Raw genomic sequence first — 23,104 nt, forward strand, 5'->3', positions numbered from 1 at the left:
GTCGGTGCCTCGATGCCGGAGGAACTGGTGCGGCGCGCCGCCGAGAAGCGCTACACCGCGCTGGCCCTGACCGATGAGTGTTCGGTCTCCGGGGTGGTCCGTGCGCACCTCGAGGCGCGCGAGCGCGGGCTGCACTTCATCGTCGGCAGCGAGATGCTGCTCACCACGGGCAGCGACACCGCCTTTGCCCGCGTGGTGTTCCTCGCGCAGGATCGTCGTGGCTACGGCAACCTGTGCGAGTTGATCACCCTGGCGCGTCGCAGGGCCGCCAAGGGCCTCTACAAGGCGCTGGTGGCCGATGTGGAGGGCAAGGCACCCAAGGCCCCGCACCTGGCCGGCATGGGCGGCTGCATCGCCCTCCTCCTTCCCGCAGCCGACGCGTCCGTGGAAAGCCTGTTCGCACAGGCCATGTGGCTGCGCACATGGTTTGGCGAACGCGGCTGGATCGCCTGCAGCCGTCCGATGGGAATGAACGACGAGTTGCGCCTATGGGTCGCGGAGCAGGCCTCCGCCCAGGCCGGCGTGCCGATCGTCGCCACCGGTGGCGTGCTGATGCATACGCAAAGCCGCAAACCCGTGCAGGACGTGCTGACCGCCGTGCGAATCGGCAAGACGGTGGCCGACTGTGGCTTCGAACTGCTCGCCAACGCGCAGCAGTACCTGCGAGCGCGCTCGGTGCTGCCCGACCTGTTCCCGCCCGAGTGGCTGCAGCAGAGCGTGCGGATCGCGGGCCTGTGCACCTTCAACCTGGAGGAACTGCGCTACTAATACCCGCAGGAGATCGTGCCGGAGGGCGAGACACCGGCCTCGCACCTGCGCAAGCTCGCCTACGCCGGCACCTTGACGCGCTTTCCGGGGGGTCTGCCGGACAAGGTGCGCGCCCAGATCGAGCTTGAGCTGGCCATCATCGCCGAGCTCGCCTACGAGCCCTATTTCCTCACGGTCGCGGACATCGTGCACTGGGCACGGGGGCGCGGCATCCTGTGCCAGGGCCGTGGCTCGGCCGCCAATTCGGCGGTCTGCTACTGCCTCGGCGTGACCGAGGTCGACCCTGCACGCATGAACGTTCTGTTCGAGCGCTTCATCAGCGTCGAGCGCAAGGAGCCGCCGGACGTCGACATCGACTTCGAGCACCAGCGCCGCGAGGAAGTGATGCAGTACATCTACAGGAAGTACGGGCGCGACCGGGCGGCCATCACCGGCGTGATCACGTCCTACCGCACGAAGTCGTCGCTGCGCGATGTCGGCAAGGCGTTGGGCTTTGCGCTGGACACTGTCGAGCGCGTGGCCAAGAACGCCTATGGCAACGAGAAGGAATGGATCACCGATGCTTGTCTAGTCGAATGCGGCCTCGACCCGTCGCAGAGCGAGGTCCGCTTGTGGTTGGCCCTGGCCAACGAGGTCCGGGGCTTCCCGCGCCATCTGAGCCAGCACACGGGCGGCTTTGTCATTGCACGCGACAAGCTCAGTCGCTTGGTGCCGGTGGAGAACGCGGCCATGGACGATCGCACAGTGGTGCAGTGGGACAAGGACGACTTGGATGCGTTAGGCCTGCTGAAGATCGACGTGCTGGCCTTGGGCATGCTGACGGCGATCCACCGCGCCTTTGACCTGGTTGCCGGCAAGCTGGGGATTCCCTTCGGCATGCAGCACGTGCCGCCCGAGTGCCCCGTCACCTACGCCATGATCCAGAAGGCCGACACGGTGGGCGTGTTCCAGATCGAGAGCCGCGCCCAGATGTCGATGCTGCCGCGGCTCAAGCCCGAGCGCTTCTACGACCTCGTGGTCCAGGTCGCGATCGTGCGGCCCGGACCGATCCAGGGCGGCATGGTGCACCCCTACCTGCGACGACGCGCCGGCGAGGAGCCGATCGAGTACCCGAGCGACGAGATCAGGGTGGCGACCGAGCGGACGCTGGGCGTGCCGCTGTTCCAGGAACAGGTGATGCAGATCGCCATGCTGGCGGCCGACTTCACGGCCGGCGAGGCCGACCAGCTGCGCCGCGCCATGGGCGCGTGGCGCCGCCGCGGGGGCCTGGAGCCGCATCAGCAGAAGCTGGTCAGCCGCATGCTGGCCAAGGGCTACTCGCAGGAGTTCGCCGATCGCATCTCCAAGCAAGTCGAGGGCTTCGGCAGTTACGGTTTCCCGGAAAGCCATGCGGCCAGCTTCGGCCTGCTGGTCTACGTGAGCTGCTGGCTCAAGCGCCACCATCCGGACGCCCTCCTTGCCGCGTTGCTCAACAGCCAGCCGATGGGTTTCTATGCGCCCGCGCAACTGGTGCGCGATGCACGCGAGCACGGCGTCGTGGTGCGGCCGGTCGACGTGACGGTGAGCGACTGGTTCAGCACGCTCGAGGAGGAGGCGCAGGAGACCCAGGAGACCCAGGCACAGCAGACATCGGGATCACCCACTCGCTGGGATGCGCGCTTCGAGGAACCCTTGCGCGCTGTGCGCCTGGGCATGTCCCGGATCTCGGGCATGCGAGAAGCCGTCGCGTTGCGTCTCATGGCCGAGCGCGCGAAGTCGCCGTTCGCCAGTGTGGAGGACATGGGCCGGCGAGCCGGGCAGGATGCGCACGACCTGCGGTGCCTGTCGGCAGCCGATGCGCTGCGCAGCCTCGCAGGCTACCGGGCCAACGCGGTCTGGGAAGCCATCGGTGTCGAGACACGGCCGACCGAAGTGCTGCGCGATGCGCCGACGCTGGAGGCGCCTGTCGAGTTCCGCCCACCCACCGAGGGCGTCGACATTGCCGACGACTATGCGTCGATGGGCCTGACATTGCGTCGCCACCCTTTGGCGCTGCTTCGTGCCAGGCTCACTGGTTGGGGCATCCGCACGGCGGACGACCTTCGGCGCAACGCTCGGGACAAGGAGCAGGTGCGCGCAAGCGGCATCGTGACGCACCGGCAGCAGCCCAGCACGGCCAGTGGGGTGATCTTCGCAACACTGGAAGACGAGACCGGCACCGTCAACATCATCGTCTGGCCGAGCGTGGCCGAGGCGCAGCGCGCCGCCCTCAGGGGATCGATGTTGCTCAGCGTCCAGGGCATGTGGCAGTCCGAAAAAGGGGTGCATTCGCTGGTCGCTCAGAAGCTCGTCAATCACGACCGGTTGCTGGGGCGCCTGCGGGCTTCGAGTCGGGACTTCAGATAGGGCCTCACGCTGGAGCCACGAGGGAGACGCAGTTGCGATACCCAGACCTCGGGCAAATCCTGAGAGGGATACGACAGCGCGGCGCGATGCCGCCGCCACACAATGGAGGTTGAAGACCTTGGACCTTGACTTGCTTGACCAGATGCAACTCGACATCTTCGAAGACAGCCGCGACGTGATGCTCAGGAACGACGTCACACATGCGCTCGAGCAGCGCGACGCACTCGGCGCTCGATCGGCCTGCGACCGCCTTGCGCGGGACTATCCCGCCGACGATAGCCTGCCCGCACTGCTGGCCCTCGCGCGGTCCATTGAAGCAGGTGACCTTGGCCAGCCACAGGCCATCGGCGACCACGAAGCATTGCGCGCCGCGCGCAAGATGCTGGAATTGACCATCTGCCCTGCTGCGCAGCGTGTCTTCGACCACGGCGGTGCAAGCCGTTGGCTCCGGACAAGCTGGCAAGACTTGGCCCGACGCGCCGGCGCGCTACCCTTCGATGCGAAGAGCCCCCAAGACCATGCCGCTGCCCTTTGGCTCCGTGCGGGCGCCTGGGAAGACGCGGCGCAGTCAGTCGCATCTATCGAATCATGGCGACGGATACCGACGCCGCTCGCCTGGATGGCCGAGGCCCGCTTGCACCTGCTCGGTCTGCGCGCGACCTGGCCGCTTTTGGCGGAGCTGGGCTGGTTGTCGCCCACGCTGCTGGAAAGCCTTGCCCAGCGCTCGCCCGACCCGCTCTTGCCCCAGTTGATACGCAGTTTCGAGGCCAACTTCAATGCCGACGTCGACGCGATCCAGGAAGGCGGCGCCGACATCGTTGAACTGAGTTGGTTTGCGGCATGGGTGCTGACCGAGCGCCCCGTGTTTCGGGGGCACTTGGCGCTCGCCCAGGCCTCGCAGCACAGCGCGCCGGAGCGCGCAATGCGTCTCATGGTCGAACTGCTCGGCCTGGAGCGGCAGGGCCGCCACGCTGACATCGTGCTTCGACGAAAAGAGTTGCGTGACCTTCAGCCGTCGCTGTACGCGGCGTACATGAAGACGCGCTGAGGATGGTGTCGGGCGACTTGGCCCCCATGTCCCTGTTCTCCCGATGTGCAAGACACTTCCGGCTCTCGAGATGGACCGCGCTCAGAACGTTACTAGCACGACAGAAGCAGAGATTGCCTGTGACCGCGCGGCGACAACGTGCTCCTTCCTACCAGTGGGACGGCTTGCTGACTGGCTTTTTCCTGGAAGGGACATGTGTCGGCAGTTGAGCGGCGGCAAGCTCCTCGTCCCGAATGTGATGACGCACCCAGTCGGCGAGCGCGGTCAGGCGCTTGTTGGAATACACGCCCTCCTCCTTTGCGCTTTCGCGAAGCGGCGTCACGAGCCCAATCACGATGCCTGGGGCGTCGGAACGGACCATCTGCAACGCAGGCTCGAGATCACTGTCGTTCGAACAGACCACCAATTGCTCGCATTGCGAACGCGTGGCGTCGCGATAGATGTGCAAGGCCAAGTTCACGTCGGTCTGCTTTTCTTCGATCATCCAGACTGGGTGCAATTCGACTTTGTTCGGAGGCTGCCCCGGGACGTGACGGGGAAGGGACGAGGTCCCGAGGATATGGAAGCCCTGGATGACTTCGATGAGAAGGGGATGCCTGAGCAAGAGGGCGCGGTGATACCGCTTTTGAGCGGACTCCGAATCGGCACCGTGGCGAGCGTAGGACGCCTTGATGGGCGCCGTGAAGAACTTGACCGCCACCACATTCGCTGACGGATCCTGCACGGCGAGGATGGCATCGCGAAAAAGTGCAACCACGTCAAGCCACTTGAATGGTGACCCGCGCAGGCGCGAATAGTAGAGGTTGTAGCCGTCGATGTAGACCGTGGTTCTCAATGCGATCGCCAGATATGAAAAAACCACCCGGAGGTGGTTTTTTCGCCCTAAGCGAGAGCCAACCGAATGACACTGCGAAGGGATTGTGCGTCGATTTTAGCACGTCTGCCGGACGCCAGTGGTGACGCAACGCCGCGTAGGGCGGGAGCCGAAAGATGAGGCCATCTCGGCATCGCGCTGCGCATGTCGGCGGCGTGCTGCCGAACTGACGGCACTGACTGCCCCGCTAGCCCGGAAATTTCACCAGTACAGGGTCGGCAGCCTCGTGCCGGAGCGCGTTGACATTGGTATCTGACGCCAATTTCAACCGAGGACTGCCGATGCCAAAGTGTGCCGACCGGGTGATGGATTTGGGGCGCTTGGGTCGGCGCATCATCGAGGCCAATTTCGAGGGCGGCGACATCGGTTCGGACGGTGGCGTGTTGCTGCTACGGCGCGTGGATGAGCGCATCGGGTTGAGTCGCGCAGCTGCGGCAGTGCTCGGTGATCCACGCGATCCGACGCGCATCACGCACACCCTGCGCGACTTGCTTGCACAGCGCATCTACGGCCTGTGCTGCGGCTACGAAGACCTCAACGACCATGACGTGTTGCGCTCGGACTTGCTGATGCAAACGGCCGTGGGAAGGGTCGATGCGCTGGCCAGTTCGCCCACGCTCAGTCGCCTGGAGACACGCGCCACGCGAGCCCAGGCGGTGGCCTTGCATGGCGTGCTCATCGAGCAATTCATCGCCAGCCAGAAGATCGCTCCCGAAGAACTGGTGCTGGACATCGACGCCTCGGACGTGCCGCTGCACGGCGCCCAGGAGCTCAGCGAATTCCACGCTTACTACGACCGTCACTGCTATCTGCCGCTGTACGTGTTCTGCGGCCAGGCCATGCTCGCGTGCGTGCTGCGACGCAGCCGCATCGACGGTGCGAAGAACGCCGCAGCCGTCATCAAGCTTCTGGTGCGGCGGCTGCGCCAGGCGTGGCCCGAAGTGCGCATCATCGTGCGCGGTGACTCGGGCTTCTGTCGCCAGCGCCTGCTGCGCTGGTGTGAACGCTCGGGCGTGAACTACATCGTGGGTCTTGCGCGTAACGCACGGCTGGAAGGCATCGTGCAGTACGCTGAGGCGATGCTGGCCGATGAGTACGCGCGCACCGGCGTCAAGCAGCGCCTGATCGACGAGTTCGTCTACGCGGCCGACAGCTGGGACATCGAACGACGCGTGATCACGCGGCTGGAGCACGGTGTACAGGGCAACAACCCGCGCTTCGTGGTGACCGATCTCCAGGGCGATGCCGTACAGCTGTATGAGCGGCTGTACTGTGCCCGCGGCGAAGCCGAGAACCGCATCAAGGAGGCGCAACTCGACCTGTTCGGCACGCGGGCGAGTTGTCACCGCTTTGCGGCCAACCAGCTACGCTTGCTGCTGGCGGCGTTGGCCTACACGTTGATGCAGCGCCTTCGAGAACTTGCCCTGAAAGGCAGTGAGCTGGAGCGCGCCACCGCGGCCACGATCCGCGTGCGGCTGCTGAAGATCGGAGCGGCCATCGTGCGCAACACGCGCCGTGTGCGAGTGCTGCTGGCCTCGCATCACCCGCTGCGCAGCGTGTTCCTCAGCGCCGCCCAGGCGCTGGCCCCTTGAGCCTTATCCAGTGCTGTCCCCGGCACGCTGACAAACAATGGGGGTAAGGGGGCGTTGTGTCCAAAATCGGCCACGACTCCATCCAGTACCCCGCATCGCTTGCAAGGCCCGACAAAAAACCGTTCGCAGTCTCAATCGGCGTCGCGTCCGACTACCGATGAAAAGTCCGGGCTAGCGCAGGTCGTTCCATCTTGTCGGGTCGTCCGCGCCCTCATCACCCCACGTACAGCGCCCACAGCGCATGCTGTGGTACACGGTCCGGCCATCCTTGACGGCGGTCACGACAGGTGCGGAGTCGCAATTCTCGCAGCGACTCAGGTAGTCCGGCTCGAAGCCATCGATCTGTGTAATTTCATCCATGGCGCGTTCATACCACGTCGACCGGTCGTTGCTGTGACCAAGGACCAGGGCCACTTCGCCGTGATTCGCCTTTGCGGATGAAGCCTTCAGCGAGCGAAACGATGTCCAACGTGACTCGAGAGCAGTGACGAGGTGGTTTGCAGCTGTGGCCGAGCCCAGTCGAGAAGCTCACGCTGCGGGACATGTGGCTCGGGGGCCGTCGGCATTGGGAGCGGAAGAGACGACGAGGCCTCAAGTTTGTGCCCATGGCTTACTCATGACGTCGAGGATGTCGGGTTGACGTGAAGAGGGACCAGCCCATTCACATCACCAAGCGCGCGTTTGGGAGATTGAATACATCCTCAAAGCCGCGGGCGAAATCGTGATCTCGCCCCCTTTTCGTCGCGCGCTCGATACGCCTGTGTGACCCTCCCCTGCCGGACCGCGAGAAGCGGAAGCTTTGTCGTCTGATTAGATGCTGTCCCAGACCGATTGCGATTGCACCACCTGGATGAACCGCCGAGATGTGAAGCCTTGCGGGTACAGCGAGCCAGGCGCACTCGGATGCATCCCGCCCAACAGACCGGCCGGGTCGTACAGCAGGCCACGGTCGTCGCGCAATGCAATGAGGATCTCCTCGAGGGAAATTTTCAGGAACCCGGCGAAGCGTTGATGGTCGCATTCAATCGAGGTGTCGACGATCCATCCGTGCACCTCGCATGCCTTCGCACCCGCTTCCAGCCCGAGGTCCGCGGCAAGTGCGCCTTCCGCCCGCAGTTCGGCCGTCACCGCCTTGACCTTGCGTTGCAGTTGGCGGCCGGCTTTGCGCAAGGTCGAGTTGGCATGGAACCAGGCATCGCGTTGCGACATTCGCATGAACGTAGATTTCACCTCCAGCACGAGCACGAAGCCATCGAGCGCGCAAATGATGTCGACCTCTCCCGCATCGCCATGCGTCGCGCGATCTGGCATCCAGTTAAGTCGCACCGAGAACCCGCGCGCCGCAAGCGCACTCCCGAGCTTGGCCTCGATTCGCTCGGTCTCCGCACGAACTCTCCGCGGCCCTGTCCGAGCCGGCGCAGGTTGTTGATCGCTGCAGTGCTGTTGTTCTGTACGCCAACGAGCCAGGGAAGCTGAACGAGACAGGGCCCGAACTTCAGGAACGGGCGTTCGAACAGTTCGGGATGCGGCTCGCGGTCTGTACCCTGGCGCATCCTTGATGCGAGGGCACTCCAATCGCTGGTCCAGAAGTTCAGAATCCGTGCTGCCATTGCCGCGTTGCCCTCGGGAGCTTCTGGCGTGACGGCCCATCCGGTGATGTTGGCAATCTTGCTGAACGATGGGACCAGGTCAGCGGAAAGCGATTCTGAAAACCTTGGCGCACTCCGTCCTCGGCCAGTCGCCGGAGCGAGACCCTCCAGTTGCCAGTGGCCCTGTAGTGCCCCATGAAAGCTTCCATGAAGTCGCGCTGGAAGAACGCCGACGTCAGCTCGAGCGACAGCAGCGCCTGGAACAGATCCACCTCGTCGCCGCTGTCGGTGGTCACGCGCTCCGCAACGCCGTACACCTCGGTCAGTCGAAGGCGTGTGCGGATGGCGCGCAGGTACGCCAGCAGGTTGGCTTCATCATTTTCCGGGCGCCCGAGGGTTCGGTTGGCTAGCGGCAATCGCTCGAATTCTTCGACGGCTCGATAAAACCAGTATTCATGCAGACGGGCGAGCTTGCGGCTGTCGCGCTCCCAGACCGCAAGCCGGTCGTCATCGACCGTCTCGATATCCAGCACCTCGCCATGTCGGACGAACCGGATGCCGTCGTCATAGCTGTACGCATCCGCGGAAAGCGAGACGAACTCATTGAGTTCGATCTGCGCTTCGAGCAACGCGCGGAACGCGCCTCGGACCTGGTGCCCCGCGGCCGGTGCGCCCTGCAGCACTGGCCCGAGGTAGCGCGCGAGCGATGGCGCCATCGCCGCGTCATCGAGTCGCAGATCCTCGGGGCGAGCCGTGCCGAGTTTCCAGAGCAGGATGTCGTTGATCGCGTGCCACGCGCCCTCCTCCGCCGACATCGCTTCGTCCCGGCGAACCGCCGAGGACATGCCCATCGGCACAAGGTGCTCGAAGGCATAAAGGCTCGCAAGGATGAGAAGTTCGAACGGGGTCGTGTCGGCCAGTGCTTCCTGCCACCTGGCGACCTCCTCGGTGCGCGCAAGATGCGCCACCGAAAAGATTTCGAGCACCCGGTTCAACTCTTCGATGTCAAGGTGTCGGGCGGCGACGCTCTGCAGGTCAAGGCGATGGCGCGAAGCCGCGCGCAGGACCAGACCGGACCGACGCACTGCCGTGCACAGCGTCTCCGGCGCCACATCGGCAATTCGCGACAAGAGGGTCGCATTGAAAATCTTGTCTTGTGCGAAGTAGCGGGCCAGTGCGAGAGTCAGCAGTTCGGAGCGCCAAAGTTCGGCCGGAAGGTCGTGCGAAGCAAGGATTGCCCAGAAATCCTGATCGCGCTGTCCCGCGGTGATCTTGTGCTTGCCACGCAGTTTCGGACTGCCGTCAAGGTACGCCGTTGTACAACGCTCGATGTTGTCCTGAAGGGATCGAGCGTTGGCGTCCCCGCCTTGGAACCATCGGGCGTAAAGATTCGCGGCGTCGGTGCTCATTGCGGCCACTTCATCGTCACACGCATTTCTTCTCTTCAATTCAATAGGCTTTGCGAGGACGTATGCGGTCCCAATCAATGATTCCCTGCCTTCGACAAGCGTCGAGACCCGGTTCAGCGCAGTGCCCTGCAGTTGCCGAACTCGCAGCGTATGGCCAGCGCATCGCCATCGGAGCAGGCCACCGTGTAGCTTTCGAACCCCGGGCCCTTGGCGGTCAGGACGCTGCGAGGTTGCATGTTGCACCCCAGGTCACGCGCCACGCGCTCTGCATACAGCCCGGCTGTTCCCTGGGCCGTGACAGGCGCGCGCGCCGGTGCCGGAACTGGCGAGGTGACAGCCGACTCTGTCGGCCCGGAGCGCACGGTCGCCGGTGCCACGGTCGGCGAAAGGCCTCGAGCCGGCGCGACCAATGGCTTGCACTCTACGGTCATCACGTAGTCGACCGGGGAAACGACGTTTGGAGAGCCAACCATGGTGTAGCCAGACGGGCAGAGCTCGGCGGCCTTGGCATAGGCCACGGATGCTGTCATCGCGTCGATGAAATGAACGGGTTGTCCGTTGGGACCGACGCTGTGGCTGCTGGTGATCGCGCAGCCTGCAAGCAGTAGCAACACGCTCGCCGAGACCAAGTGTGTGAAGGGGGATGCCATGCGACGAATGTAGCCGGCCGCGGCCAGGCCGGCAGGCGGTCCGGCCCCCGTTCGCTCGTCCGGCTGCGCGTTGGCGGGACGGGGGCGAGAAAAATGCGATCCCAACTATGCTCCCCTGCCCTTCCGCCCCCGTCCCTTCTTTCCCTGCGCTCCGCGCCCCCCACACTTGCCTTCGACTCTCATCAAAGCCATTCAGCGCATACCACGTGCTCGCCCGGGAACGGGCACGGTCGACTGCATCGTCCAGGAGGCGAGCTTCCGGGAATTGGGGGACTGGCAACGGCTCATTCACGATCCGTACATCGCGCCCGATCCGGCGCGTCTCGACCGGTCATGGCACTGGCCACGCTATCTGACGGCCTCGTATTTGCTGAATGATGTTCATGGCCGATTGACCGAGGCTTTCCAGATCTCGGTCTCGTCTCCGACGGGACGCGCCGTTCCGGTAGGTGTGGCCATGCTGGTCTCCGGCTATCCGCACCCTGGCGAGGAGATGGGCACGTTCGTCTGGTTTCTGAGTTCCACGCCTCCGGCGGCCCTCCAGTCTTTCGGCGTCAAGGATCGCTTCGTGGTGATGCCCCTGCTCCTCGACACGGCTGTCCAGGCGAGTCGCTGGCAAGGATTACACGGACGTGTGGCGCTCCATGCCGATCACCGAGGCACGCCAAGGCAGCAGGACGACCTTGTCAAGGGGTATGTCGCCTGCGGCCTGACGCAGCGGAACTACCTGAAAGGCACCCCACTCTCATTGTTCAGGAAAATGGACAGCAGGTAATTCTCCTACGGCATGGCATCAGCGCACGCCTGCACGCTAAATGGGACCCGCTGCGCTGAGGCGCATTGCTGTATAGTTTTCTGGCACGACTGGACACCATGGGCTCTCTCTTCGCACACCGTGAGTTCCCTGAACTCGAACTGTCTCCGCAGCCTGCAGAGCGGAAGGTTCAGGTGCGTCTGCTCAAGAATGTGCTCTCAGTAATCGGGCGCAGGAATCTTCTTCGCCAGCCCATGCGCTGGTCCGAGGTGCCGCGCTTTGCAGAGACTGCGGCCGTCGTCGAAGCCACGACTGCTCATATGGATGGACTTCCTGCAGAAGCTGACTTCGGATCGTTTGACGAGTTGAAGGCTCGCCGAGACGAAACGAACGTCGTTCGACTGCGCTGATTTTTATCGGTGGTTCGCCTCAGGTGCAGAGGCAATCGCAAGCAGTTGCTTGTCGGTCGGCTTGTCCCAAGCGGGACCATAGGCCGGCGTCGCATAGAAGCTCACCATCTCGTGGCGCACCATGGGGTGCGTCCACCCCTTGCTCAGTAGACTGCGACGCCGCTCCACGCATGACTTGGAACAAGCTGGCCGGGGCGCGGTCGCTCCCACTGCCGATGATGCAAGGTACGTGGCTACCGCTGCCACGTCGTCCTCCCCACGCAGGGGCAGCGCAGCAGGCTACCTGGCGATCGATCCGAGCGTTCGCCACGGCCAGTCCAACCAGTCCCCGATCCTCTGGGACGACGCCCTCTTTGCCTCGGCCGAGACGCTGTGGGCCGAAGCAAAGGATCAGGGTCTGCGACACGGCTGGGCGCAGTCCAGTCTCGACGGGTTCCGGGTGGGCGGCATGCTGACGCTGTCGCGCTCCAGCGAGGTGCTGACGGCCCTTGAACTGCGCGAGAAGGACCGCGAGATGCGCTGGCTGGTGCCGCGCACATCTCGCTGTCGCGCTTGATGAAGCGCAAATACGCGCCGCAGCCCGAAGTCCCGCTGACCCCGCGCGAGATCGAGGTCCTGAAATGGAGCGCCGACGGGAAGACGGCCGGCGAGATCGGCGACATCCTCTCGATCTCGGTGCCGACGGTGAACTTTCACATCAAGAACGTCGTGCACAAGATGAAGGCGGCCAACAAGACGGCGGCCGCGGTCCAGGCGCTGATCTCTGGATTGCTGCACTGAGCGCAGCGGCGGACGTACCAACTGCAACGAACCTGATGACCGACAAACTTCTACGCGCCTTCACCTTCTGGATCCGCACCGAATTGCGCGACGAATGCCGCGAGTATTTCGAGACTCAAGGAACTCGCGCAGGCGCCGGGCTGTAGGCGCGCTGCGGCACTGTTCCGCGATCTCGGCGATGGACCACCGAGGCCATCGTGATCTCCCTATGGCAATCGATCGAATGCACCAAGGCGGCATTCGCCGAAGACTTTCAGCAACCGGAGATCGAGTCCTCCGTGCGCCACAAGTTGTTCGACCGCGAGCCGACGGTGCGGCACTATGCGATCAACGGCGGCGATGCAATGGCGTTGCTGCCCCCGGACCTGGAAGCAGCCAGCGGAAGTAGGAGTGTTCCGCGCAGCGCCGTTCGCCTGAAGAGTGACGGCGTCTACGCGGTCCGCGGAAACGCCGGGCCCGCACACAAGCCGCCGCTCTTCAGGAGGAAGGGGCGTCGTCACCGTCCTGCGGGGCAGCGCCCTCGGGCCAGAAACGCCACCAGGGCCGCGCTGCCGTTGGGGGCTCCGGCGTCAGCTGCTGAAATTGACTCGTTCGTGCGCGACGGCGCTGTTCGGCCTCCAGTGCATGGGCGAGGCCGTTGGCGTCCCTCTCGCCATGGAGCGCGCGCTTGCGCCAAGCGACGGCCAGCGCATGCAATTCGTCGTCGCCCACGGCGGCGAGTTGTTCCAGGGTTGGCAACTGGTTCATAGACATTGCGCCGTGACCGCGGTGTCTTCGGCGTTCGACTGGGTCATGGTACGCCTCCCTTCGCAAGGTGCAATTCGATGCCGGCCTGAACGATCGGGCGGGCCCACGCCGGCGTCGATTCAAGTGCGCGCGCATCATGGGGATCCGGGAACGTCATGGCACCCTTCGCCATCTCCAGCACCAGCAAGGGGTCTGGAATGTCCTCGCCCACCTGCGCCTGTGCGCTGTTGTCAAAGACCTGCAAGGCCGCGAGGTCCGGCATCAGCCTGATCAGATTGAGTCGCGACGCGGTCCAGCGCTCCCTGATCTTGCTTTCCGCGATGGCGTGCCCACCCTGCTTCACCCTCATTTGCACGCGCGAGACATGCAACGCCGGACTTTGCAGTCCGCAAAAGATCACCACGAGATCATGGCTGGCGGCTGCCTGCGCGAGGAGCGCCGGAATCGTGCGCGCCCCCAGCGTGGTTTCGAACGCATGGTTGGAGCCGAGCGCGATGGCCGACTCCAGCAGCACCTTGCCGTGCTGCCACGCCTGGGCGTTGGCCTCCTCCGGGGGCACACCCGATTGCATGAGCTCGCGCGCGAAGCTGTCGGGGTTGTACCAGCTCAGGCCGTGTTCGACCAACATGGCGCCCCCGACGGAACTCTTGCCGGCGCCATTGACGCCCGCCAGCACGAAAATGAACGGGCGCTGCCGCGCCGGCCCCGCACTCGACATGAAGAAAACGCGACGACGTCAGAACGACGCGCCGGCCTGGGGTCGTTGCGTCAGCCTGCCACGCGACGACAGCAGCGCGCCCACCTTGCCATGCGCGTCGGCCTGTTGCAGGATCGACAAACGCGCATCGAATCGCGTCGCGAGTTCGTCCAGCACGGACTTTTCCCGGGCCTTGAGGCTGGTCAAGGCATCCGTGACTTGCCGGTAGGTCTCCGCGTCGAGCAGGACCATCTCGACATTGGCGTGGTTGGTGATCGCGACGCTGCCGGACTGATGCACCTGACGAACGATGTCGCCCCACTTGTTCCTGACCATCGAAGTGTTGTGACGCGGAAGATCGGCGAGGTTGGCGAGAGGGTTCATGGGAGCCTTTGTGTGATTCATGGCATTATGCCAATATTGCCGGGAATACGCTGGTTGACCGCGACATGCTGTTCGGCCCGGTCCGCGGCCGATCCCGTGTCGCTCGCCGACGGCGGACATTCACGTCGGCTCTGTAGCGCCTGCTCGTGCGCGATATGCGGCGGTTGTTGTCGATGACGCATGACCCAGATGGCGTCGGACGAGTTCGACCGGCTGCGCAAGCCGGCCGGGCCGGTCGGTCAACGCATGTGCACCATGCGAATGCCGAAGCCAGTGAGCGCTTGCTTTTCTGATGTTGGCCGCATCTCCGGCATCGCATTGTTTGCTCAGCCGTATTAGGAGGGTCTTGATCGCCTTGGCGAGGCCCGACGAGGACCATCCTCGTGGCGCAGCGCCGGCTCGAGCGAAGCGGACCAGGACCGGGATTGCGAGACAGGCCGGGTCGCGCAGATCCCCGCAGTCAAGATGACGTGACAGGGCCATTTCCAGTTCGGCGACGAGCGCGGCGGGAACTGGCACCTGGCGCCGGCGTGTCCCCTTGCCTTCGACCGCCAAGTGCCACTGCACCGGGAACGCGCCATGCGCTGTCGCTGGCTCGACCCGCTCGAGGTCACCGCAACGTGCCGCGGCGAGTTCGGAAATCCGCAGTCCGGTGGCGTACAGCCAGCGCAAGGCACGCGCCACGGAGGCTCCCGTCGCTCCCTCCACGCCCTCCCTGCCACCCACCCGGTCTGCCGGGTCTGCCCGCCGATCCAGCAAGGCTTCAAGCCGATCCCACTGTGCCACGCTGAGCATGCGATGCGCGCCGAATGCCGCCTCGCGGCGGGGCGCCGGTGCCACGCCGACGAAAGGATTGACGCTCAGGTAGCGATGGCCGACCAGGTAGGCGAACAAGCCCTTGAGCACGGTCAAAGCGTGGCGCCGCGCCGCCGGAGAAAGCGGGCCCTCGAGCGGCCGCCAGCGGGGTGACCAGCGCTGCTGATGACGCGGCCCGCACCACTCGGGCGGCGGATCGGCGAGGAACGCGCCATAGGCCTGGGCATCCTCGAGGGACAGGGAAGATAGGGCCTTGCCGCGCACCAGCACACACCAGAGCAACAGGCGTTCGGCCTCCTTGCGATAGGCGCGGAAGGTGGCGGACACTTTGCCGGACGGGGCCCCCCCTTTGGCCTCCAGCCACGCCGCGATCGCCGCAGGGTCGTTGGCCGCGCGCAGGAGGCAGTGCTCTGGTGACGCGCGGTACTGGCCCAGCCGACCGTCCAGCGCTTCCGGAACCCGCAACTTTTCCAGCGGCAACAGCGCTGTGGCCGGGGCCACGACGCTGCTGCGCAGCGCAGGCGGGACGGTGCCGTGGGGCACGCGCACGTGTGCTTGGAGGCGCAGCGCGGGAATATGGGCATGCGCGTCCAGCCAGGCCACCACGCGGGCGGCCTTGTTCAGACCGACGCCCGGAACCCGACGCCACCAGCGCGCGCCCTCCAGGTGGATGTGCGCGACCAGGGCGCCCAGCGTGCGGAGATCGCAGCGGTGCAAGCGGCTGGCCACGGCGGGATTGAGCCAAGCTTTGACGTCGTCGCCCGGGCGCGGGTCCGGGGCCATGTGCGACTCCAGCCACCGCAAGGCATCGAGTTGCTGCGCGATGACGCGGGACCGCTGTGTCAGGCAGCCGCGGCGCGCGCGCTCGGATCCTCCTGTCAGAGCATCCGGATAGGCCTCCGCATAGGCTTCGGCCTGTTCAGCCTCCGAAAAGTCCTCGAGACCGCGCTCGGCCGCGAACGACTCGAGAGTCGGAAAGCTTTTCGCCGCCGCGCTGAAGCGCTCTGGGTCCAGGCGCACCAGCCGAGCCATCCCGGGGCGCGCCTCGCGTCGCGCGGCAGCCGCGAAGGCGTCGCGGATCTCGGCGATCGTGTGGCGGATCGTGCGCAGGTCAGCGGTCGCGCCGTCGCCTCGGAGGTAGCGGTTCCAGCTTTCTCGTTCATCAAGCCCCTGCAGCAGCGCTCGCATGAACGCGAAATGCCCGCGGTGCAGGGGGGGCGGCTGGCGATCGACAGGCTTATTCAACGCCCGCCACGTCCCACGGTCACCCGATCCGGCACCTGGGTGCAGCACCTCGCGCCGCTTGCTCTCCCGCCCTGCCCCGCGCCGAAGGTACCGGGCGGCAGTTGGGGTTGCGCACGGCAAAAGGCCCGCTGGTGCCGGTTGGCCAGGACCGCAGACGCCACGCCAGCGCAGGGCAGCGCGAGGGCGGAGGGTTCGGCGGGAAGGTCACCCCGGCTCAACATGGCATCAGCGGAACCTGAAGAAGGAGAAGAAGTGGGAAGAGAGCGCCGGGAGAGGCGAACCTCATCGCGCCAGAGTTTCTTGGGAAGTCATCATATCCTTCTACTTATCATCCGTATCATTTTTAGGCCGTCATTTCTTGTTTTGAACTGTCACTGAAATAATTTCTTTTGAAATCAAGGACTTACCAGTGCTTCGGGAGAATGATGACGAGCTGGCCACAAGTGAAGACTCCACATGAACTCATTGGCCTAAGTAACGGTTCAGGGATGGACGGCGTCACCGGAGTCGTTGCGGAGCCATCCGCCCGCACTTGGCAGGATGCCTGATTCGTTGCTGAACTTGCTGCCTGATGGCGTCTGACCGAGCCGGAATCGACTATGGCCGCCTCGGGAATCTGCGCTCACTGTGGGCAAACGGATCCTGCTGCCCTGTCAACGGGCGATCGCGCCGACCTGTCTGGCGACTCGGCCTTCATCCAGGCATCCTGCGAAACGGAGAACGGGTGAGGTCCCCGGCCCCTAAACCGAGCCGGCGCAGTCACGCCAGGAGAATCCAAGTTCGTGCCCTATAAGCGTCCCGGGATGCATGGCGCGGCCCCCTCGATGAAAGGTCGGGCGACACGGCGGCACCTTCGCGACCGGCGCGCATGGCCGTCGGAATCAGGCAAGGCACGCGCGCGACGGCAAATCGGGGGGCGCGTGGTCGCGGTCGTTCATGCGTGTTGCATGCACCTCGCGCAAGAAATGCAGGGGTGGTTCGGAACCATCCCCTTCGCGAACCCCGTTCTAAGGGCGTGGCTGGTCCCCGCGCACTACGTTTCGAAAGGGAATTCGTTAATGCCGCGTCTGCGCGCTGTTTCATGGAAGCGACACCTCAAGAACACGCCAAAGCCATCGCAGCGCGGTCCGGCGGATGCGGCTCGGGTGACATCCTTCCCGGCTGGAAATAGTGGGGGTGGTTCTGGAACCACCCCCGTGACTATGCTGCGACAGCGAACAAAACACTTCGCACGCGATGCTTGGCGACTTCTGAACGAACACTGTAAGCCGGGCGCGTCGCGTCAATGGATCCGCGAGGCAGCGCCGTCAATCGAGCGAGCGCGGCGCGGCCAGGCTGGCGGGGGAATCCCGAGCGTACTGCGTCGAACAAAGGGAGAGGCCACGCCAGACATTGGCTTCGATTCGCGGCAAGACGGCTCCCAGGCCGCTCGCAGCCGACATTTTTGCGGTTGACCCCCCTCGATGGATCTGACAGAGGAGGGTGGTTCCGGAACCACCCCCATCGGAGCAAACATAGCAACACTCGAGACGGCTTGCCCGCTGAGCCGGGGCCCGACGAAGCTACGGACCCCATGCCGAAGGTCCCCGAGCCCAGCCCGAATCTCACACTGGGTGAGCGTGTGCAGCGGACCGCGGTATCGAGAGAGGGGCATGCGACCAGATAACAGCAGGTCGATTCCCCGCAAGAATGGGGTTCCAGAACCACATGCGCTCGACACCGGGCTGATCGACGCTCGCCACCCGCGGCCCGTCCCGCCCAGGAGCGCGATCGCGCACGCTTGGAGGCGGCCTGACGCTGGCCGTCCACCTCGCCCCAAACAAAAAAAAAGGGGGTGGTTCCGGAACCACCCCCCTACTTCTGACCTCGCCGAAGCCTAAAGGCTCTTGACGAAATCTTCCGCCATCTGTCTCAGCGCCGACTGCTGGACGGCCGAGAGCGGCCTGTGCACATGCAGCGCCGCGCGCCCGACGGCGTCAAACCGCAAAGTGGCGGCCTTCTTCCCGTTCGCCATCAACGTCTGCGGCTCGATGATGGCGGCATCCGATGCATTCGGTGGTGTTACCAGATAGGCCAACACTGCCTTGGGGCCCCGCGGTCCCCGGTGCGCCTCCATCTCCGCAGCGCGCCTGACGAGGCCCGGCTGATCTTCTTCGAGCGCCTTGTTCAGCAGGGGCGCCCAGCGCAACTGGATGTCCAGCGGCGTCGCAAACGCAGCCACGACATCGTCAGGAAGCTTGGCCAACGCGAGCGACTTGCCCAGGTTGCTGGGATCGATGCCGAGCGCCGTGGCGAGCTGGCGGTTCGAGCTGAATAGTCCCTGGTCCAAAGCCTTCAGGTACATGACACCCTGCTCCCACGGAGACAGTTCGGCACGTTCGCGGTTCTCGCGATCCATCTCGACAAAGAGGGTCCGATCGTCGAGGTTGTCGACCACCGCCAGCACCGGCAGACCCAGCTGGCGGCAGGCTTCATGGCGACGATGGCCGAACACGATCTCGTAGGCCGCCTCTTCCCCGCCCTTGCCTGGCCGGACCTTGATCGGCTGGACGTTGCCGCCGGCCTCCATGATTTCCCGCTTCAGGCGCTCGAAATCATCCCCCAGATAGCTGGACGCATGCCGGTTGGCAAAGCGGCTGCGCCCAACCTGAGCCGGGTCCAGCGACCGCACGGGCTTAGCGCCGTCCCACCCGCGCAAGTCGCTCACCGCTTCGGCCAGCTCTGCCTCCAGCTCGGTGGTCCGCGCGGCACGTCCGCGCAATTCCTCGTTCTCGCGCAGCAGTTCGGACCGGGCGTCGTTGGCGTGCGCCATCATTGCGCCAGGCGCAGTCTTGGGTCCCTTGGGCTCGCTGGGCACGGCACCCGCCGGCGCGAGCAGCGACGCGAAATCGATCTTGGATGCTTTGTCTCTGAGGCCCATGGTCACGCTCCTGCAAGGCTATGGCGATCGTCAAGCTGGCGCGCCCAGACCGCCTCGATCTGCTGCTCCACCAGCTCGCACATCCGGTCATAGGCATCCCGGGCGCGCGCGAAAGTCTTGGAGTTGACCGATCCGCGCGGCAGGTCGTACACGGTGCCGAACTCGGCGCTCGCGGTCGCCGCGACGGCTGTCTTGGGAATCTCTATCGGCAGGACCTTGTCGCCGTAGCCCTCGAGCACCCATTGCCGCACCACCGAGCTGGCGGCGTCGGAGGCCTCGACGCGCGAGAGAAGCACGTCGATGAATTCAAAGCTCTTGTTCTTGCCACGGCTGCGGATCAACCCGTTGCACAGGTCAGAGAAGAGGTCCCAGAACTGGGCCGAACTTGCAAAATCGAGCGCCGAAGGAGGCAGGGGCATGATGACCCCGTCCGCAGCCATCAGGGCGTTGATGGTCACATAGGACAGCGAGGGCGGCGTGTCGACCACGATGACGTCGTATTCTTCGCGCGTCGCATCCAGGCCCCGGTCCAGTACCCGCCAGAACTCGAAGCCGGCGTCCTTGGACTGGCGCGCCGGCAGGATGAATTCGGCGTTGTACAAAAGCGGCGCGGCGCAGACGAGGTCGATGTTGGGCCAGTAGGTGTTGCGGATCGCGTATTGCAGGCTCTCTTCATCCCCGCTGAAGAGAGGCATGGCCGTGTGCTCGACGTCGACTTCCGCGTCGGGCAACACTCCGAACAGCGTGGTAGCGGAACCCTGCGGGTCTAGGTCCACCAGCAACACGCGGTGCCCGCGCATCGACAGGCCCTGTGCCAGGGTCACCGCGGACGTCGTCTTGGCGACGCCACCCTTGAAATTCGCGACGGTGATCGTGATCCCGGCCGCTCCCTTGGGGCGGCGGTGAGCCGAGCGAAAGTCTTGGCTCCAGAGCTGCGCCTCGGCCATGCTCCACTCGCGACGATTGCCATGGATCGAGCCAGCGGGCAGGTCGCCCCGTGTCAGGCGATAGGCGATCTTCGCCTTGTCCACGCCGCACAGTTCGGCTAGCTGGGCTGCGGTCAGGTTGGGCGCGATCTTGGCCGCCGTGGGGGCCAACATCGCCGTTCGGATGTGCTCCATCATGCCGGCAATCTTCTGGGCTTGGATCTCGATGTCCTCGAGCGTCTGTCGACGGATGGTTTGCTTGATATCCACGCAAGGTGCTTTCGAAGTTTCAGGGTTATGCGATTATGCACAGCACCTACTGAAAATCGAAGAACATGCGCTCCAGCCCACCTGCCAAGCGGCTGTCTTACCCCTTCTCCCGTATTCCGGTTTGTACTGGAACTTGCCCTGATTCAGGTAAAACTTATTGAATTCAAGAAGTTAGATCGGCTGTTACATTTAATTTTTCTTTATAAATCAACAGCTTACAGCTGATCATTCGCGCAAAGCGTCCGTGATCTAACCGGAACCGTCTGCAGATTACCCGCATCTGTCCGCACTTTTCCAGGAAAGTGTCCGTGCATTCTCAGGCACCATGCAAGTTATCAACAGGTGCTCCCAAGTGCTTGTCAGATCACGCATCGCGCGGCTGGAGCCCATTTGTCCGCGGTTTACTCAGGTCGTCCGGCTGCCCTGCAGACTTGGGTTGACGGGTCGGCCAGCGCTGGTGTCCGCGTTTTACTCGGGCTCCGAAGTCCGGGAAAGAGCGCCGAATGGACGAAGTGTCGGCGATTTAACCGGCTGTCTAGGCCCGCCAAGCGCGCAAGTGTCCGCGGATTACTCGGGGCGCCCCCGGGATCACGATGCATGAGATTTGCGTCCAAAGTTGCTTGGACATATCATCGAGGCATGAGTTCGACCGTTTCCCTGCCATCGAATCCGTCTGCCAAGGGGCAGGGCGGGGCAGACCCGCTGGAACTGCGCAAGCCGCACGAGATGGTGGTGATGGTGCCGCGTTCGGCGCGGGTGACACTCACTGCGCGGCGAATCTATACCGTGCTGCTGCAGGTCTCGCAGGCCCGTCTGGGCTCCATGGAAACCATGCCGCTGGCGGACTTCCTGTTCGAGGCCCCGCTGGCCACGATCCTTCGGACCACGGGGTCGGACGCGTCCGATCGCACCGCTGCCAAGCGCTATCTCGGCGAGATGCGAAGTCTGGAGGTCGACTGGGAGTCGACCGCGCCGGGCGACGGGGTCAAGTGGCGCGGGTTCTCGATGTTGTCGGAAGTCGCCCTCGAGGTGCGCCGCGGCGAGACCTGGGTCAGCTGGTCGTTTCCGCCCTCCATCATGTCGGCTCTGCGCGAGCCGTCGCGCTGGGCCCGCATCGATCTCGACGTGCTGGCCAGGCTGGGCACTTATGCATCGGTGGCGCTCTACGAGATTTGCGCCCGGTACCGCGACAATCCCGGCGGCGTCACCAGCCGAAAGCCGGTGGGGTGGTGGACGGATGCGTTGAGCAACATGCCGGGTGGCGACCGCCGGGAGTGGCGCAAGTTCAAGAACGAACGCATCAAGGAGGCGGTCGACGAGATCAACCAGGAAACCGACCTGGAGATCGAGCTGATCGAGCACCGGCAGGGGCGCACGGTCCACGAGGTGCAGTTCGCGGTGCGCCGGCGCAGCAAGGTTGCGGCCGTGCGCACCGGCACCCAGTCACCGGTCGACGCCAACTTGGTGCTGCGCGCGGAGACGCTCGGGATTCGGGAAATCAAGCTGGATGGCCTGATCAAGGAATTCGGCGATGCGTTGGTGCGCGAAAAGGTCGAGGCCTTGGAGAAGAGGGCCGCCAACAGCAGCCTGCGGGTCATCGACAACGCCTATTCCTATCTGCGATCGCTGCTGCGCAACGACGTGGCCCCCGTTGCCGTGGCGCCAACGGTGGGTGAGGTGCTAGCGACCCCTATCGCAGTCGCCGCGCCCCCGCCATCGCCATCGCCATCGCCATCGCCATCGCCTCCCCCGGTGGACCCGGTGGGCGAACGCATCCGCGCGATGAAGCGGGAAATCGAAGGTTTGAGCGCTGCGCAGCGTCAGGTCTGGGTTGAACGAGCCTTGCAGCAGCTGGCGAGCAAGGGGTTGCTGTCCGGCGTGATCAGCCGGCGCGCGACGCAAGGGGACGTTATGCATGGCTTGCTCGGGTCGGTCATCGTCCAGACGTACGCCTCGGCCACCTACGGTCCGCGTTGGAATGAGGGGGCCTCGGACGAGCCCACGCAGGGGCTGCTGCTGCAGCCGGCCTGACGCGCACCACGGCGCCGCGGGCGGCGCCAAACCTTCCTGGGAGGCGTGCGCGGTGCAGCGTGGCCACCGGATGCCTCGGCAGGAAAGCTACCCTCAGATCCGGATCGCCAATATCGCCACGACGAGAGACACGACGAAGATCAAGCCGGCGACATTCCGACGCCACGTTCTCGCAGAGAGTTCGCTTCGAATTCGCCGTTCCAGTTTCAGCGACTGCTTCACGCTGGGACGGCCCGGGAAGTCGTCGCCGCCGTCAGCGCCGCGGGCCATCACTGCTCCTCGCGGAGATAGGAACGCACGAGGAGTCTTGCGGCCGATGCGTGCCATGTTGCGCCAACTGGCGCGTTCCGTGTGGGTCGCTGCGGGACCATGGTGCGGATGACGAACATGAGGCCGCTGACGATGCCGAAGTTGTTCTTTCGCTCGGTTGCAGCCGGGAATCGGTGAGCCAGTCATCGAGCCTGGAGCGGGGGGAGGCCAGGCAGGAGGGAAAGTTGCGACGCATGGTCGAACGCCTTCAGCGCAACACCATCGAAATCAGCGACAGTACGAGGGCGAACATCAGCGACACCACGAGGGTTGCCTTCGGCCAGACCATCTTCTCTGCACTGCGCGACTGCTCAAGCGCTTGGAAGCCGGTCGACGACAGGGGGGCGGCTTTGGTCGGACGTTCGTGCCACCACGGGTGGTCATCGGGCGAATGTTTCTTCATGTAAATGATTATGGCCGCCGGTAATACGTAAGTTCTACCGCAGGGAGGGTGGGCGCGAGTTCCGTGACTTTTTCCCGGGACATGGCTGTGGAGCGTG

General features: G+C 64.6%; 22 protein-coding genes. 9 read left to right on the forward strand and 13 right to left on the reverse strand.

What is annotated here, in order from left to right; all coding sequences use genetic code 11:
* The 3 genes from HCU76_RS36890 to HCU76_RS36895 all read left to right on the forward strand — a co-directional run.
* Positions 1 to 768: PHP domain-containing protein (locus HCU76_RS36890; protein ID WP_256354559.1), on the forward strand; the 768-nt coding region annotated here is incomplete at its 5' end.
* 12 nt (positions 769 to 780) lie between these two features.
* Positions 781 to 3,153 (forward strand): error-prone DNA polymerase, encoded by a 2,373-nt coding sequence (locus HCU76_RS29495; RefSeq protein WP_371319928.1) that lies wholly within the window; start codon positions 781 to 783, stop codon positions 3,151 to 3,153.
* 130 nt (positions 3,154 to 3,283) lie between these two features.
* Positions 3,284 to 4,201, forward strand: coding sequence for a hypothetical protein (locus tag HCU76_RS36895; protein ID WP_256354560.1), 918 nt, complete (start codon positions 3,284 to 3,286; stop codon positions 4,199 to 4,201).
* Positions 4,202 to 4,349: 148 nt separating this feature from the next.
* Here HCU76_RS36895 and HCU76_RS29505 read toward each other — a convergent pair whose 3' ends face one another.
* Entirely contained in the window at positions 4,350 to 5,036 is a 687-nt protein-coding gene (locus HCU76_RS29505) for an NYN domain-containing protein (RefSeq protein WP_256354561.1), read from the reverse strand.
* A 320-nt stretch (positions 5,037 to 5,356) separates the two neighbouring features.
* Between HCU76_RS29505 and HCU76_RS29510 the strand changes: the two genes are divergently transcribed.
* A complete protein-coding gene (locus HCU76_RS29510) occupies positions 5,357 to 6,667 on the forward strand; it encodes an IS1380 family transposase (RefSeq protein ID WP_213959770.1) in 1,311 nt (436 codons plus the stop codon).
* Positions 6,668 to 6,838: 171 nt separating this feature from the next.
* On the opposite strand, the gene HCU76_RS29515 is transcribed toward HCU76_RS29510, so the two are convergent.
* From HCU76_RS29515 to HCU76_RS29530, 4 genes are all read right to left on the reverse strand, one after another.
* Positions 6,839 to 7,027: a hypothetical protein gene (locus tag HCU76_RS29515; RefSeq protein WP_213959769.1), complete on the reverse strand. Its 189-nt coding sequence runs from the start codon at positions 7,025 to 7,027 to the stop codon at positions 6,839 to 6,841.
* Positions 7,028 to 7,477: 450 nt separating this feature from the next.
* Positions 7,478 to 7,978 (reverse strand): hypothetical protein, encoded by a 501-nt coding sequence (locus HCU76_RS29520; protein ID WP_213959768.1) that lies wholly within the window; start codon positions 7,976 to 7,978, stop codon positions 7,478 to 7,480.
* A gap of 280 nt (positions 7,979 to 8,258) precedes the next feature.
* Positions 8,259 to 9,665 (reverse strand): hypothetical protein, encoded by a 1,407-nt coding sequence (locus HCU76_RS29525; protein ID WP_213959767.1) that lies wholly within the window; start codon positions 9,663 to 9,665, stop codon positions 8,259 to 8,261.
* A gap of 113 nt (positions 9,666 to 9,778) precedes the next feature.
* Complete coding sequence (locus tag HCU76_RS29530; RefSeq protein ID WP_213959766.1) at positions 9,779 to 10,315, reverse strand: hypothetical protein; 537 nt, start codon at positions 10,313 to 10,315, stop codon at positions 9,779 to 9,781.
* A 166-nt stretch (positions 10,316 to 10,481) separates the two neighbouring features.
* On the opposite strand from HCU76_RS29530, the gene HCU76_RS29535 reads away from it, so the two are divergent.
* From HCU76_RS29535 to HCU76_RS29550, 4 genes are all read left to right on the forward strand, one after another.
* Entirely contained in the window at positions 10,482 to 11,090 is a 609-nt protein-coding gene (locus HCU76_RS29535) for a hypothetical protein (RefSeq protein WP_213959765.1), read from the forward strand.
* 98 nt (positions 11,091 to 11,188) lie between these two features.
* Entirely contained in the window at positions 11,189 to 11,479 is a 291-nt protein-coding gene (locus HCU76_RS29540) for a hypothetical protein (RefSeq protein WP_213959764.1), read from the forward strand.
* Between the two features lie 229 nt (positions 11,480 to 11,708).
* Positions 11,709 to 12,035: an autoinducer binding domain-containing protein gene (locus HCU76_RS29545; RefSeq protein ID WP_213959763.1), complete on the forward strand. Its 327-nt coding sequence runs from the start codon at positions 11,709 to 11,711 to the stop codon at positions 12,033 to 12,035.
* Complete coding sequence (locus HCU76_RS29550) at positions 12,035 to 12,259, forward strand: LuxR C-terminal-related transcriptional regulator (protein ID WP_213959762.1); 225 nt, start codon at positions 12,035 to 12,037, stop codon at positions 12,257 to 12,259. Before HCU76_RS29545 ends, HCU76_RS29550 begins: the two co-directional genes overlap by 1 nt.
* Before the next feature lie 477 nt (positions 12,260 to 12,736).
* On the opposite strand, the gene HCU76_RS29555 is transcribed toward HCU76_RS29550, so the two are convergent.
* The 6 genes from HCU76_RS29555 to HCU76_RS29580 all read right to left on the reverse strand — a co-directional run bounded on the left by HCU76_RS29555 (position 12,737) and on the right by HCU76_RS29580 (position 20,264).
* The gene (locus HCU76_RS29555) at positions 12,737 to 13,006 is read right to left on the reverse strand and encodes a hypothetical protein (protein WP_213959761.1); all 270 of its coding nucleotides are present in this window, start codon (positions 13,004 to 13,006) and stop codon (positions 12,737 to 12,739) included.
* A 43-nt stretch (positions 13,007 to 13,049) separates the two neighbouring features.
* Entirely contained in the window at positions 13,050 to 13,724 is a 675-nt protein-coding gene (locus HCU76_RS29560; RefSeq protein ID WP_213959760.1) for an AAA family ATPase, read from the reverse strand.
* 18 nt (positions 13,725 to 13,742) lie between these two features.
* Positions 13,743 to 14,087 (reverse strand): prevent-host-death protein, encoded by a 345-nt coding sequence (locus HCU76_RS29565; RefSeq protein WP_213959759.1) that lies wholly within the window; start codon positions 14,085 to 14,087, stop codon positions 13,743 to 13,745.
* 120 nt (positions 14,088 to 14,207) lie between these two features.
* Positions 14,208 to 16,091 (reverse strand): phage integrase family protein, encoded by a 1,884-nt coding sequence (locus HCU76_RS29570; RefSeq protein ID WP_213959758.1) that lies wholly within the window; start codon positions 16,089 to 16,091, stop codon positions 14,208 to 14,210.
* A 1,933-nt stretch (positions 16,092 to 18,024) separates the two neighbouring features.
* The gene (locus tag HCU76_RS29575) at positions 18,025 to 19,068 is read right to left on the reverse strand and encodes a ParB/RepB/Spo0J family partition protein (RefSeq protein ID WP_213959757.1); all 1,044 of its coding nucleotides are present in this window, start codon (positions 19,066 to 19,068) and stop codon (positions 18,025 to 18,027) included.
* A 2-nt stretch (positions 19,069 to 19,070) separates the two neighbouring features.
* Positions 19,071 to 20,264 (reverse strand): AAA family ATPase, encoded by a 1,194-nt coding sequence (locus HCU76_RS29580; RefSeq protein ID WP_345944812.1) that lies wholly within the window; start codon positions 20,262 to 20,264, stop codon positions 19,071 to 19,073.
* Positions 20,265 to 20,903: 639 nt separating this feature from the next.
* On the opposite strand from HCU76_RS29580, the gene HCU76_RS29585 reads away from it, so the two are divergent.
* Entirely contained in the window at positions 20,904 to 22,295 is a 1,392-nt protein-coding gene (locus tag HCU76_RS29585; RefSeq protein WP_218511270.1) for a replication initiation protein, read from the forward strand.
* Between the two features lie 93 nt (positions 22,296 to 22,388).
* Here HCU76_RS29585 and HCU76_RS29590 read toward each other — a convergent pair whose 3' ends face one another.
* On the reverse strand, positions 22,389 to 22,565 hold the full coding sequence (locus HCU76_RS29590) for a hypothetical protein (RefSeq protein WP_213959755.1): 177 nt from the start codon (positions 22,563 to 22,565) through the stop codon (positions 22,389 to 22,391).
* 247 nt (positions 22,566 to 22,812) lie between these two features.
* Complete coding sequence (locus tag HCU76_RS29595) at positions 22,813 to 23,007, reverse strand: hypothetical protein (protein WP_213959754.1); 195 nt, start codon at positions 23,005 to 23,007, stop codon at positions 22,813 to 22,815.
* Positions 23,008 to 23,104: the final 97 nt, after the last annotated feature.

It is taken from the genome of Variovorax sp. dw_308 (assembly GCF_019207085.1).
Lineage (GTDB): Bacteria > Pseudomonadota > Gammaproteobacteria > Burkholderiales > Burkholderiaceae_C > Variovorax.